At 63.1% G+C, this 13,731-nt stretch carries 12 protein-coding genes; 7 read left to right on the top strand and 5 right to left on the bottom strand.

Going from position 1 to position 13,731, the window contains the following annotated elements:
• Positions 1 to 21: 21 nt before the first annotated feature.
• Genes NRG23_RS24060 through NRG23_RS24050 form a run of 3 tightly spaced genes read right to left on the bottom strand, consistent with a single transcriptional unit; the run spans position 22 to position 2,710 of the window.
• Positions 22 to 789, bottom strand: coding sequence for a heme ABC transporter ATP-binding protein (locus NRG23_RS24060; RefSeq protein ID WP_016703660.1), 768 nt, complete (start codon positions 787 to 789; stop codon positions 22 to 24).
• Positions 789 to 1,772, bottom strand: coding sequence for an iron ABC transporter permease (locus tag NRG23_RS24055; protein ID WP_164485215.1), 984 nt, complete (start codon positions 1,770 to 1,772; stop codon positions 789 to 791). Before NRG23_RS24055 ends, NRG23_RS24060 begins: the two co-directional genes overlap by 1 nt.
• 50 nt (positions 1,773 to 1,822) lie before the next feature.
• A complete protein-coding gene (locus NRG23_RS24050) occupies positions 1,823 to 2,710 on the bottom strand; it encodes a hemin ABC transporter substrate-binding protein (RefSeq protein ID WP_110177031.1) in 888 nt (295 codons plus the stop codon).
• A gap of 213 nt (positions 2,711 to 2,923) precedes the next feature.
• Here NRG23_RS24050 and NRG23_RS24045 point away from each other — a divergent pair, with 213 nt between their 5' ends.
• Positions 2,924 to 3,241 carry a Rieske (2Fe-2S) protein gene (locus tag NRG23_RS24045; protein WP_016703663.1) on the top strand — a complete coding sequence of 106 codons (318 nt, stop codon included), beginning with the start codon at positions 2,924 to 2,926 and terminating at the stop codon, positions 3,239 to 3,241.
• On the opposite strand, the gene sfsA is transcribed toward NRG23_RS24045, so the two are convergent.
• Positions 3,238 to 3,951: a DNA/RNA nuclease SfsA gene (sfsA, locus tag NRG23_RS24040; RefSeq protein ID WP_009050891.1), complete on the bottom strand. Its 714-nt coding sequence runs from the start codon at positions 3,949 to 3,951 to the stop codon at positions 3,238 to 3,240. The two genes, NRG23_RS24045 and sfsA, sit on opposite strands and share 4 nt — an antisense overlap.
• Positions 3,951 to 5,123: a pyridoxal phosphate-dependent aminotransferase gene (locus NRG23_RS24035; protein WP_101283581.1), complete on the bottom strand. Its 1,173-nt coding sequence runs from the start codon at positions 5,121 to 5,123 to the stop codon at positions 3,951 to 3,953. The genes sfsA and NRG23_RS24035 overlap by 1 nt, the downstream gene beginning before the upstream one ends.
• A 336-nt stretch (positions 5,124 to 5,459) precedes the next feature.
• Here NRG23_RS24035 and dksA point away from each other — a divergent pair, with 336 nt between their 5' ends.
• The 6 genes from dksA (at position 5,460) to NRG23_RS24005 (ending at position 13,730) form a co-directional block, all read left to right on the top strand.
• Positions 5,460 to 5,900, top strand: coding sequence for an RNA polymerase-binding protein DksA (gene dksA, locus NRG23_RS24030; RefSeq protein WP_007924645.1), 441 nt, complete (start codon positions 5,460 to 5,462; stop codon positions 5,898 to 5,900).
• A gap of 144 nt (positions 5,901 to 6,044) precedes the next feature.
• Complete coding sequence (gene gluQRS / locus NRG23_RS24025) at positions 6,045 to 6,941, top strand: tRNA glutamyl-Q(34) synthetase GluQRS (protein ID WP_009050893.1); 897 nt, start codon at positions 6,045 to 6,047, stop codon at positions 6,939 to 6,941.
• A 77-nt stretch (positions 6,942 to 7,018) separates the two neighbouring features.
• Positions 7,019 to 7,195, top strand: a complete 177-nt coding sequence (locus NRG23_RS24020) for a hypothetical protein (protein WP_003176118.1) — start codon at positions 7,019 to 7,021, stop codon at positions 7,193 to 7,195.
• Positions 7,179 to 10,133, top strand: coding sequence for a sensor histidine kinase (locus NRG23_RS24015; protein WP_009050894.1), 2,955 nt, complete (start codon positions 7,179 to 7,181; stop codon positions 10,131 to 10,133). Before NRG23_RS24020 ends, NRG23_RS24015 begins: the two co-directional genes overlap by 17 nt.
• A gap of 22 nt (positions 10,134 to 10,155) precedes the next feature.
• On the top strand, positions 10,156 to 11,592 hold the full coding sequence (locus NRG23_RS24010) for a sigma-54 dependent transcriptional regulator (RefSeq protein WP_257372466.1): 1,437 nt from the start codon (positions 10,156 to 10,158) through the stop codon (positions 11,590 to 11,592).
• A 734-nt stretch (positions 11,593 to 12,326) separates the two neighbouring features.
• A complete protein-coding gene (locus NRG23_RS24005) occupies positions 12,327 to 13,730 on the top strand; it encodes a polynucleotide adenylyltransferase PcnB (RefSeq protein WP_009050896.1) in 1,404 nt (467 codons plus the stop codon).
• The last annotated feature ends 1 nt before the right edge of the window (position 13,731 follow it).

The following is a 13,731-nucleotide window of genomic DNA, read 5'->3' as shown; positions in this document are numbered from 1 at the left end:
CTGGCGTCTCCGCGAATCGCCTCAGCGGGCGATGATCAAAGGGTGGCCGCGCTCGGGATGCGCCTGCACCAACACCTCCAGCCCAAACACGGCCTTGAGCGGTTCGGGCCGCAGCACCTGCGCCGGACTGTCCAGCGAGTGGGGCCGCCCGCCTTCGAGCAGCAACAGGCGATCACAATATCGCGCGGCGAGGTTCAGATCATGCAGGATCACCAGGACCGCGACCCCACGATCGGCAAACTCGCGGATGGCCTGCAAGGTGACATGTTGATGCAAAGGGTCGAGGGCCGAGGTCGGCTCATCGAGCAACAGGGTCTGGCCGGCCGCGCCCGGCCATAGCTGCGCCAACACCCGGGCCAGGTGCACGCGCTGACGTTCGCCGCCCGACAAGGCCACATAGCTGCGACCGTGCAGATGCCCGGCATCCGCCGCTTGCAGGGCTTGCATGACGATCTCGTCATCCCGTGCCCGGCCGCTTTGATAAGGCAGGCGTCCCAGGCCGACGACCTCCTCGACCCGGAAAGCGAACTCGAGTGTCGAACTTTGCGGCAGTACCGCCAGCCTTTGCGCCTTTTGCCCGCCGTCCCATCTGCAGAGTTCGCACTGATCCAGCCAGACCTGGCCATGATCGGGTTTCAACTCGCCACACAAGGCCGCCAGCAAGGTGCTTTTACCTGCGCCATTGGGGCCCAGCACTCCCAGCACTTCACCGGGCTTGAGTTCAAGGTCGATCCCCTCCAGCACGGTTTTCCTGCCACGGCGCACCGCCAGATTTTCCGCTCGCAGCATCAGGCACGCCCTCGCAACAACAGAAACAAAAAGAAGGGCGCACCGATAAAGGCGGTCACGATGCCGATGGGCAACTCCGCAGGCGCCAGCGCCAGGCGCGCCACCAGATCGGCCAGCAACAGCAGGCTGGCGCCGGCCAGTATCGACGCTGGCAACAAGGTCCGGTGGTCAGGCCCCGCCAGCAGGCGCACCAGATGGGGCACCACCAGCCCGACAAAGCCGATCAGCCCGGCAGCGGCGACAGCCGCACCGACCCCCAGCGCAGTACAGAACACCAGTTCTCGCTTCAGCCGTTCGACATCGATCCCCAGATGACCGGCCTCGGACTCGCCCAGCAGCAAGGCATTCAAGGCCTTGGCCCGGCGCGGCAGCCACAACGCCACAGCCGCGCTGACCAGCAGCAGTGGCCACAATCTCGAATAACTGGCGCCGTTGAGACTGCCCAGGTTCCAGAACGTCAGGGTACGCAAGGTCGCATCGTCGGCCAGGTAGGTGAACAGGCCCACCGCCGAGCTGGCCAGCGCCGTCAACGCAATCCCGGCCAACAGCATGGTCGCCACATGGGTCTGGCCGTTGCGCCGTCCCAGGCGGTAGACCAGCCACGCCACCACCAGACCACCGAGAAAGGCACAGAACGACAGCAGGTAAGGACCGATCGCTTCCGGCACGCCGCCCAGCAGCGAGCCACCGACGATGGCAAAGGCCGCGCCCAGCGCCGCGCCACTCGAGACGCCTACCAGCCCCGGGTCGGCCAAGGGATTGCGAAACAGCCCTTGCATCGCCACGCCGGACAGCGCCAAGACGCCCCCTACCGCCAACCCCAGCAAGGTGCGAGGCAAGCGAATCTGCCCGAGGATCAGTTCGGCCTGCTCCAGCCCCTGCCCCTCAATGGGCAAGCCCAGCAAACGCAGGGCGGCACGCAGGGTATCGAACAGCGGCAGGCTGACCGGCCCGAGCGCCAGGGACAACCAGATCGCCAACAGGCACAGCAGGCTCAGGCCAATGAACAACGCACGGGGTTTAAGCAAAGGGGTCATTGGGCGGTGCTGGCCTGGCCCGGCGCGGCTGGGTAGAAATCGGCTGACAGCCTTTTCAGGTTCTGTGGCAAGCGTGGCCCCAGGCCTCCCACCAGCAAGGTCGGATCAATCTCGAAGACCCGGCCGGCCTTCGCCGCACCGCTGGAGGCGAGAATCGGGTTTTCCTTGAACAGCGCGGCGCGGGCCGCCTCACCGCTCAGGCTGCGATCGGCAAACACCAGCACCTCGGGGTTGAGTTCGGCCAACGACTCCGTGGAAAAGGGTTTGTACCCCATGTGGGTGGCAAGATTGCGTCCACCCGCCTGCTGCAATAGCCAGTCGGCAGCGGTGTCCTTGCCGGCAATCAGAGGTTTGCCACCCGCATGCCCGAGCAACAGCAGCACACCCGGCGGCGCCTGCTTTTTCCGGGCCTGGCTGACCCAGGCCTGCTGCTGATCCAGTTGCTGCTTATATTGCTCAAACAGTTGCGTCGCCTTGTCTTCGCTGCCCAGCAACTTGCCCAGATGCTGCAGATTGCCCTGCAGGGTCGGCAGGTCGGCCTGGGCCGAGAACAGCTCGACCTGCACCCCGGCGCTGCGCACCTGCGAGAGCACCGGTGGTGGCCCCATCTCTTCGGTGCCCAGCAGAATCTGCGGACGCAGGCTGAGAATGCCTTCCGCCGACAGCTGGCGCTGATAACCGATGCTCGGCAGCTTCTTCAGGGATTCGGGATGCTGGCTGGTGGTGTCCACGCCCACCAGCTTCGACTCGGCGCCCAGCGCGCTCACCCATTCGGACAAGGCGCCACCGGCGCTCACCCAGCGTTGTGGCAACTCGGCCGCCACAGCGGCATGGCTGGCCAGAAGTCCGACACAGAGCGCGATTGCGCGGGCACTCGAACGCATAAAGGTATTCCTTCAGAGAGTGGGCCCACGGAAGCCGCCGTGCATGTGACATGCCCTGCAACCCAGGCATCGAAATGAGCAAGCGCCCCACAGGCGAAGCGGCCATTTGATAATTGTTTGCATTTGACCGTCAAGCACAGACATGTTTCATCAAGCGCCCGCAGGAAAACTGTGACAGCCTGAGCCCAGAGCCGTCGGTTACCGAGGATAGACATGAAGTTTCTTTGCCCCCCCGGCGATCTGCCGGAGGCTTCCAGCCGAGGTTTCAACCTCGAAGGCCAGCCACTTTTCGCGGTGCGCCGCGATCGACAGGTCTACGTCTACACCAACCGCTGCCCCCATCGCGGGGTCGCCCTGGAGTGGCAGCCCGATCAGTTCCTCGATCCCAGCGCCAGCCTGATTCAGTGCGCCACCCACGGCGCGCTGTTTCTGATCGAAAACGGCGAATGCGTGGCCGGCCCTTGTGCCGGGCAGTCCCTGACGGCCATCCCCTGTCGGGAAGACAGCCAGGGCATCTGGGTTCAGATCTAGCCGTTGAGCAATACGTCCAGACGACGGTCGATACACACTTCCTCGGCAGTCAAGCGTACCCCATAGGCCAGTACCTCGACCCCGGACGCTACCGCCTCACGCAGCGCCGCGGCATAACCGGGGTCGATCTCTTCGGCCGGCCGCACCGCCTCGACACCCGACAGGTTGACGCAATACAACTGCACCGCCCGGATACCGTCACGCGCCAGGCAGGCCAACTCCCGCAAATGCTTGGCGCCACGCTGGGTCACCGCATCCGGAAACGCCGCGACCGCGGAGCCGTCGAAGCCCAGGGTGACGCTTTTGACCTCGACAAACGCCGGGACGTCCAAATAGTCCAGGCGAAAGTCGATACGGCTGTTTTCCTGGCCGTAGGACACTTCCCGCTTGAGCGCGGTAAAACCGTTCAACTCAGTGATCACCCCGGCGCGCAAGGCTTCTTCCACCAGCGTGTTGGCCCGCGCCGTGTTGACGCAAGCCAGCCGGCCCTGGGGCGTCTCGCTGATTTCCCAGGTCCCGGGCAATTTGCGCTTGGGGTCATTGGAACGGCTGAACCAGACCTGCCCGCCCTCGACCATGCAATTGAACATGGAACCGGTGTTGGGGCAGTGAATGGTCAGCAACTCGCCGCCAATGGTCTCGATATCGGCGAGAAAGCGCTTGTAACGACGCACCAGGCGACCTTCTTCGAGGGGAGGATGAAAACGCATCAGCCTTGCCAGCTCCGCAGGCCACGGGCAATCCGCTCCACCGCTTCCTGCAGGCGCGGCAGGCTCTGGGTGTAGGCGAACCGGACGTGGTGCCCGGCCTGATGGCGACCGAAATCCAGCCCCGGGGTAAAGGCAATGTGCTCGGTCTCGAGGAAGTGCCGGCAGAAGGCAAAGGCATCGCCGCCGAAGGCGCTGATATCGGCATACAGGTAGAACGCCCCTTCCGGCTCCACGGCGATGCCAAAGCCCAGCTCGCGCAAGGCTGGCAGGAGGAAGTCGCGACGCCGCTGAAACTCGTTGCGGCGCTCTTCCAGGATACTGATGGTGCCTGGCTCGAAGCAGGCCAGAGCGGCGTACTGGGCCATACTCGGGGCACTGATATAGAGGTTCTGCGCCAGTTTCTCCAACTCGCCGACCGCCGCCTGCGGCGCCACCAGCCAACCCAGGCGCCAGCCGGTCATGCCGAAATATTTGGAAAAGCTATTCAGGACAAAGGCGCCGTCATCGACTTCCAGCACGCTGGCGGCATCGCAGCCGTAGGTCAGGCCGTGGTAGATCTCGTCCACCACCAGATGGCCATTACGCGCCTTCACCGCGGCCGACAGCCCCGCCAGCTCGTCACGGGTGAGCAAGGTGCCGGTCGGGTTGGCTGGCGATGCCACCAGGGCGCCGACGCTGTCCTGATCCCAGTAACGCTCCAGCAGTTCCGGCGTCAGCTGATAACGCACGTCCGGTCCGACCGGCACCAACTGCGCCGCACCTTCCACCAGGCGCAGGAAGTGCCGGTTGCAGGGGTAGCCCGGGTCCGCCAGCAGCCAGTGCTTGCCGGGGTCGACCAGCAGGCTGCTGGCCAGCAGCAACGCACCGGAGCCACCGGGCGTGATCATGATGCGCTCGGGGTCGATGTCCAGCCCGTAGCGCTGCCGATAGAAGCCGGAGATGGCCGTGCGCAACTCGGGAATCCCGCGGGCGGCGGTGTAGCGAGTCTTGCCCGCCTCCAGCGCGGCCTGCCCGGCCTTGATGATCGGCTCAGCCGTGGTGAAGTCCGGTTCACCGATTTCCAGGTGAATCACATCGTGCCCGGCCGCTTGCAGCTCATTGGCGCGGGCCAGCAGGGCCATCACGTGGAAAGGTTCGATAGCGCGGCTGCGCGCACTGTAGGGCTGAGCCATTAGCCTTCCTTCATTGAAGTGAGCAAAAAAACGATTCTACCCAACCCCGGGGACAAGGGAGAGCCCAAAGCCTTCGAGCACCCGCCATCCCCCCAATAAAGAAGACGAACGCAAGGCCCAGGCTTGGCTAAAATCATTAATTGACCAGGCCCCCGAACTGACCAGGCCAGACGGCATCGACCTTTGCAAGCGCCGTGGGACGCGGGCTCGACAACCGGGAGTAGCGCCGTCCGATTTGATCTGGTAAGTTCGCCCGCTTGCAGTCGCAGGGCCGGCATGTGTCGGTGATGGAGCAATCCTGCGCAATGGATTACATGAGTAGAGGCGGTCCATTTCATGCCCACCCAAGCAAAGCAACAGAATCAATCGATCAGCGGCTTCGAGCCCTATGTTGAAACCGCGGGCGAAGAGTACATGGGCAAGCCCATGCGCGAGCACTTCACCAAGATCCTGAACAAGTGGAAACAGGACTTGATGCAGGAAGTCGACCGCACTGTTGATCACATGAAAGACGAAGCAGCCAACTTCCCAGATCCGGCCGACCGTGCCAGCCAGGAAGAAGAATTCAGCCTGGAACTGCGCGCCCGCGACCGTGAGCGCAAGCTGATCAAGAAGATCGACAAGACGCTGCAACTGATCGAAGACGAAGAATACGGCTGGTGCGAATCCTGCGGCGTCGAGATCGGTATTCGCCGCCTGGAAGCCCGCCCTACCGCCGACATGTGTGTCGACTGCAAGACCCTGGCGGAAATCAAGGAAAAACAAGTCGGCAAGTAATCGCCAGCTTGAATGAAAAACGGAGCGTGCGAACGCTCCGTTTTTGTTTCTGCCGCCTCCCCCCTGTAGGAACGAGCTTGCTCGCGATGGCGATCCTCCAGATGCCATCGTCACCTTGGGACCGAACGAAGTAACATCCTCTCCATGACCGCCTCTCACGCCTCTTCCTACATCGGGCGCTTTGCCCCAACCCCCAGCGGGCACCTGCATTTCGGCTCGCTGGTCGCCGCCCTGGCCTCCTACCTCGATGCCCGCGCCGCTGGCGGCCGCTGGCTGTTGCGCATGGAAGACCTCGATCCGCCTCGGGAAGAGCCCGGCGCCCAGGCAGCCATTCTCAAGGCCCTGGAAAGCTACGGCTTCGAGTGGGACGGCGAAATGGTCCGCCAGAGCGAGCGGCACGCGGCCTACGCCGAAGTCCTCGACCGCCTGTTCAACCAGGGCCTGGCTTACGCCTGCACCTGCTCGCGCAAGCAACTGGAGCCCTACCACGGCATTTATCCGGGCCTGTGCCGCAATGCCGGACACAGCCAGGAAGATGCCGCCATCCGTTTGCGCGTGCCGGAGCTGGAATATCGCTTCACCGACCGGGTCCAGGGCGAATTCCGCCAGCACCTGGGGCGGGATGTCGGCGACTTCGTGATCCGCCGCCGCGACGGCCTCTACGCCTATCAACTGGCGGTGGTGCTCGACGACGCCTGGCAAGGGGTGACCGATATCGTGCGCGGCGCCGACCTGCTGGACTCCACCCCCCGCCAGCTGTACCTGCAGGAACTGCTCGGCCTGCCGCAGCCGCGTTACCTGCATGTGCCGCTGATCACCCAGCCGGATGGGCATAAACTGGGCAAATCCTACCGCTCCCCGCCGCTGGCCGAGGACCAGGCCACACCACTGCTGCTGCGCGCCTTGCGCGCCCTGGGGCAGAAAACCGACAGCGAAATGGTCCATGCCAGCCCTCGGGAAGTGCTGAGCTGGGGCATCGAACACTGGGATGCTTTACTGATCCCACGCACACTGAGTGTGCCCGAAGCGCAAATACGCTGACGCCCCTTGCAGGTTGGCGCCCATCCGTTACCATCGCCGCACGTTTTCGGGCACGCACACAATAAAGAGAGGCCGAGATGTACATCTATCGCTTGGTCCTGCTGCTGGTAGTGGGGATCTATCTGTTCTCCCCCGCCATCATGGATTGGTGGATCGATGCTACGGGCGCCTGGTATCGCCCGTATCTGCTCTGGCTGATCCTGATCGTCGTGACCTTCATCCTGCAGAGCCAAAAAGATGCCGATGAGCTTTAGCCTGACCCAGATGATCCTGATCAGCGCCGCGTACCTGCTGGTGCTGTTCGGGGTGGCCTGGATCAGCGAACGCGGCATGATCCCGCGCTCGATCATCCGCCACCCGCTGACCTACACCCTGTCTCTGGGGGTCTACGCCAGCGCCTGGGCCTTTTACGGCACGGTTGGCCTGGCCTATCAGTACGGCTACGGTTTTCTTTCCAGCTATCTCGGGGTTTCCGGCGCCTTCCTGCTGGCGCCGGTGCTGCTTTACCCGATCCTGAAAATCACCCGCACCTATCAACTGTCGTCGCTGGCCGACCTGTTCGCCTTCCGTTTTCGCAGCACCTGGGCCGGTGCGCTGACCACGGTGATCATGCTGGTCGGCGTATTGCCCCTGCTGGCCTTGCAGATCCAGGCGGTCGCGGACTCCATCGGCATCCTCACCCGCGAACCGGTGCAGCACCGGGTTGCCCTGAGCTTCTGTGCGCTGATCACTCTGTTCACCATCTTCTTCGGCTCCCGGCACATTGCCACCCGGGAAAAACACGAAGGCCTGGTGTTCGCCATCGCCTTCGAATCGGTGATCAAGCTGATCGCCATCGGCGGTGTCGGCCTCTATGCCCTGTACGGCGTGTTCGATGGGCCACAACAGCTGGAACTCTGGCTGCTGCAGAACCAGACCGCCCTCGCCGCCCTGCATACACCGCTGCAGGAAGGGCCGTGGCGCACCCTGCTGCTGGTGTTCTTCGCCTCGGCGATCGTGATGCCGCACATGTACCACATGACCTTCACCGAGAACCTCAACCCGCGCTCGCTGGTCAGTGCCAGCTGGGGCTTGCCGCTGTTCCTGTTGCTGATGAGCCTGGCGGTGCCGCTGATCCTCTGGGCCGGCCTGAAACTGGGCGCCACCACCAACCCCGAGTACTTCACCCTCGGCATTGGTATCGCCGCCAACAAACCGGCATTGGCCTTGATGGCCTACATTGGTGGGCTTTCCGCCGCCAGCGGCCTGATCATCGTCACCACCCTGGCGCTGTCGGGGATGGCCCTCAACCATCTGGTGCTGCCGCTGTATCAGCCACCAGCCGAAGGCAACATCTACCGCTGGCTGAAATGGACCCGCCGCGCGCTGATCGTGGCCATCATCATGGCCGGCTATGCCTTTTACCTGCTGCTGGGGGCCGAGCAGGACCTGGCCAACCTCGGCATCGTGGCCTTTGTCGCGACCCTGCAGTTCCTCCCCGGCGTGCTCTCGGTGCTGTACTGGCCGACCGCCAACCGGCGCGGCTTCATCGCCGGGCTGATGGCCGGGACACTGGTGTGGCTGGTGACCATGCTGCTGCCGCTGATCGGCAACCTGCAGGGCTTCTATATACCGCTGCTGAACATGATCTACGTGCTGGACGATACCAGCTGGCACATGGCGGCCATCGCCTCGCTGGCCGCCAACGTCCTGATGTTCACCCTGATTTCGCTGTTCACCAACGCCAGTTCCGAAGAAGCCAGCGCCGCCGAAGCCTGTGCGGTGGACAACGTGCGCCGGCCGCAACGTCGCGAACTGCATGCCGCCTCGCCCCAGGAGTTCGCCACCCAACTGGCCAAGCCCCTGGGCGCCAAAGCCGCGCAGAAGGAAGTCGAGCAGGCGCTGCGCGACCTGTACCTGCCCTTCGACGAGCGCCGCCCCTATGCCCTGCGCCGCTTGCGCGACCGCATCGAAGCCAACCTGTCCGGCCTGATGGGCCCCAGCGTGGCCCAGGACATGGTGGAAACCTTCCTGCCCTACAAGGCCGGCGGCGAAAACTACGTGACCGAAGACATTCACTTCATCGAAAGCCGGCTCGAGGACTACCACTCGCGCCTGACCGGCCTGGCCGCCGAGCTCGATGCCTTGCGCCGCTACCACCGCCAGACCTTGCAGGAACTGCCGATGGGCGTCTGCTCCCTGGCCAAGGACCAGGAAATCCTCATGTGGAACAAGGCCATGGAAGAGCTGACCAGCATTCCGGCGCAGCATGTGGTCGGTTCGCGCCTGAGCACCATCGCCGATCCCTGGAGGGAGCTGCTGCAAGGTTTCATCAACGTCCCCGATGAACATCTGCATAAACAGCACCTGGCCCTCGACGGCCAGACCCGCTGGCTGAACCTGCACAAGGCCGCCATCGACGAACCCCTGGCCCCGGGCAACAGCGGCCTGGTGCTGCTGGTGGAAGACCTGACCGAAACCCAGATGCTCGAAGACAAGCTGGTGCATTCCGAGCGGCTGGCCAGCATCGGCCGCCTGGCCGCCGGCGTGGCCCACGAAATCGGCAACCCGATCACCGGTATCGCCTGCCTGGCGCAGAACCTGCGCGAAGAGCGCGAAGAAGACGGCGAACTCACCGAAATCAGCGGCCAGATCCTCGAACAGACCAAACGCGTGTCACGCATCGTCCAGTCGCTGATGAGCTTCGCCCACGCCGGCAGCCACCAGCACAACGACGAAGCCGTGTGCCTGGCCGAGGTGGCGCAGGATGCCATTGGTCTGCTGGCGCTGAATCGACGCAATTTCGAGGTGCAGTTCTTTAACCTGTGCGATCCGGACCACTGGGTCGACGGCGACCCGCAGCGGCTCGCCCAGGTACTGATCAACCTGCTATCCAATGCCCGCGACGCCTCACCGGCGGGCAGCGCGGTACGGGTCAAGAGCGAGGCCGGCGAACACACGATCGACCTGATCGTCGAAGACGAAGGCAGCGGTATCCCGTCGAGCATCATGGATCGACTGTTCGAACCCTTCTTCACCACCAAGGATCCTGGCGAGGGCACCGGACTGGGCCTTGCACTGGTCTATTCCATCGTTGAAGAGCATTATGGACAAATCACCATCGACAGCCCGGCTGACACCGAAAGCCAACGCGGCACCCGTATCCGGGTGACCTTACCGCGTCATGTCGAAGCGACGTCCGCTGTGAACTGAGACCGTCGAGAGAATCGAATCAATGCCGCACATTTTGATCGTCGAAGACGAAACAATTATCCGCTCCGCCTTGCGCCGCCTGCTGGAACGCAACCAGTACCAGGTCAGCGAAGCCGGTTCCGTGCAGGAAGCACAAGAGCGTTTCAGCATTCCCACGTTCGACCTGATCGTCAGCGACCTGCGCCTGCCAGGCGCCCCCGGCACCGAACTGATCAAGCTCGGCCAGGGCACCCCGGTGCTGATCATGACCAGCTACGCCAGCCTGCGCTCGGCGGTCGATTCGATGAAGATGGGCGCGGTGGACTACATCGCCAAGCCTTTCGATCACGACGAAATGCTCCAGGCCGTGGCGCGCATCCTGCGCGACCGCCAGACCGCGCAGAGCAGCCCCAACGAGCGTCCGGCCGCCAAGTCGGGCAACAGCGCGGACAAGGCCGGTGCCAACGCCAGCAACGGCGAAATCGGCATCATCGGCTCCTGCCCACCGATGCAGGACCTGTACAGCAAGATCCGCAAGGTCGCCCCGACAGACTCCAATGTACTGATCCAGGGTGAATCCGGGACCGGCAAGGAACTGGTGGCCCGCGCCCTGCACAACCTGTCCAAGCGCGCCAAGGCGCCGATGATTTCGGTGAACTGCGCGGCCATTCCGGAAACCCTGATCGAGTCCGAGCTGTTCGGTCACGAAAAAGGCGCCTTCACCGGAGCCAGCGCCGGGCGCGCCGGCCTGGTGGAAGCGGCGGACGGCGGCACCTTGTTCCTCGACGAAATCGGCGAATTGCCACTCGAAGCCCAGGCCCGCCTGTTGCGCGTGCTGCAGGAAGGCGAGATCCGCCGGGTCGGCTCGGTGCAGTCGCAGAAGGTCGATGTGCGCCTGATCGCCGCGACCCACCGCGACCTCAAGAGCCTGGCCAAGATCGGCCAGTTCCGTGAAGACCTGTATTACCGCCTGCACGTGATTGCCCTGAAACTGCCAGCCCTGCGCGAACGCGGCGCCGACGTCAACGAAATCGCCAATGCCTTCCTCGCCCGCCAGAGCGCGCGCGTGGGCCGCACGGACCTGAAGTTCGCCCCGGACGCCGAGCAAGCCATTCGCCATTACTCTTGGCCAGGTAACGTTCGCGAACTGGAAAACGCCGTCGAGCGCTCGGTCATCCTGTGCGAAAGCCCGGAAATCTCTGCGGAGCTGCTGGGGATCGATATCGAACTGAGCGACCTGGAAGACGACGAATTCATCGGCCTGGCGCCCCAGGCCGCCAACGCCAACAACAGCAGCCATGAGCCGACCGAAGACCTGTCGCTGGAAGACTACTTCCAGCATTTCGTTCTCGAGCACCAGGACCACATGACCGAGACCGAGCTGGCCCGCAAACTGGGCGTCAGCCGTAAATGCCTGTGGGAACGTCGCCAGCGCCTGGGTATCCCACGACGCAAGACCGGGGTCGCCAGCGAAAGCTGAAGTCCGGCGGTAACGGGTGGCGGGTAACACGCGATCTTGTGAAAAAACTGTTACCTCAGTCATTTCACGTAACAAAAGCCGGGGCTTACGGTAACGAAGCCCCGGCTTTTTTTCGCCTGGAGAAACCTCATAACCGCGCCTAACCCCTTGTTTTACTGGGCCTCGCAAAAGTTGGCACGGCACCTGCTATATGTTTGGTACAAGAACAATAACAAGCAATGCATAAGACAATAAAAATAAGACGAATCGACTCACGCACAATAAAAACAACACGGCGGAGGCGCAGCTAACTGATTCTTTTGGAGAGGCGTTGTCATTGGGGCTTGCCCCACAACCAGGCCGAGAACAACAAAAACTGCCCTAAGGCAGAGCCTGAACTGGTTGGATCACTGATCATTGCAACACAGCGACCAAAGCAATCCGTTTGCTCTTGGCTCCCGATTGGGAGGGTCACTCTGGGTTAACCAGGTGACAAGGGCGTTAAACAAAAACAAGAAGCCCGAAACCAATAATAAAAATAGAGCACGCAAACACTTCTGGGGGAGCTTCGGCTCCCCTTGTGGTTTCCGCGATTACGGTTTTACTCACGCAAAGCCCCGCCAACCCGCGTTCCCAAGCGCCGCGCACGACTCGCCGCAGCTTCCTACACCATCCCCCGACTAAATGCTAGAATCCCCGCCCATCATGCGGTCATTCTTCGTTATGGCCGAACATTCCTTCAAACAGTGCATCCCATGCTGAAGAAGTTGTTCCAGTCATTCCGTTCTCCCTTGCGTCGTACGCAACACAAACGCAGCACGCCTGAAGTGCTCAACAGCAGCCAACACTCGCTGCAACGCGCCCAGTTCAGCCGTTATGCGGTGAACATCGTCGAACGCCTGCAGAACGCCGGCTACCAGGCCTACCTGGTCGGCGGCTGCGTGCGCGACATGCTGCTCAATATCACCCCCAAGGATTTCGACGTCGCCACCAGCGCCACACCGGAACAGGTGCGGGCCGAATTCCGTAACGCCCGGATCATCGGTCGTCGGTTCAAGCTGGTGCATATCCACTTCGGCCGCGAAATCATCGAGGTCGCGACCTTCCGCGCCAATCACCCGCAAAACGATGAAGAGGAAGACAGCAACCAGTCCTCGCGCAACGAAAGCGGGCGCATCCTGCGCGACAACGTGTACGGCACCCTCGAAGAGGACGCCCAGCGCCGCGACTTCACCATCAATGCCCTGTATTACGATCCGGTCAGCGAGCGCATCCTCGACTACGCCAACGGCGTACACGACATCCGCAATCACCTGGTCCGCCTGATCGGCGATCCGCGCCAGCGCTACCAGGAAGATCCGGTACGCATGCTGCGGGCCGTGCGCTTCGCCGCCAAGCTGGATTTCGGCATCGAGAAACACACCGCCACGCCGATCCGCGACCTGGCGCCCATGCTGCGGGAAATCCCTTCGGCACGCCTGTTCGAGGAAGTGCTCAAGCTGTTCCTGTCCGGCCATGCCGCCGACACCTTCGAGATGCTGGTCGACCTGCAGCTGTTCGATCCGCTGTTCCCGGCCAGCGCCGAGGCACTGGAGTACAACCCGACCTACACCCATACCCTGATCAGCGAAGCCCTGATCAATACCGACCTGCGCATCAAGCAGAACAAGCCGGTCACCCCGGCTTTCCTGTTCGCCGCGCTGCTGTGGCCTGCCCTGCCGGCTCGCGTGCTGCGCCTCCAGGAACGCGGCATGCCGCCGATTCCGGCGATGCAGGAAGCTGCTCACGAATTGATCAGCGAACAGTGCCAGCGCATCGCCATTCCAAAACGCTTCACCATGCCGATCCGCGAAATCTGGGACATGCAGGAACGCCTGCCACGTCGCAGCGGCAAGCGCGCCGACCAGTTGCTGGACAACCCGCGGTTCCGCGCCGGTTATGATTTCCTGCTGCTGCGCGAAAGCGCTGGCGAGCAGACCGATGGCCTGGGCGAATGGTGGACCGACTATCAGGACGCCAACGATGCCGGTCGCCGCGACATGATTCGCGACTTGAGCGGCAAGGACGAAGCCGGCACAGGTCCACGCAAGCGTCGTCGCAGCAGTGGCGCCAAACGCAAGCGCGCCACCGCCGGCGCACCGAGCGCTTCCGGCGAATAAC

The sequence above is a fragment of the Pseudomonas sp. T8 genome (assembly GCF_024610635.1).
Classification (GTDB): Bacteria; Pseudomonadota; Gammaproteobacteria; order Pseudomonadales; family Pseudomonadaceae; genus Aquipseudomonas; species Aquipseudomonas chlororaphis_I.
This window is presented reverse-complemented; position numbering and strand designations above follow the sequence as displayed.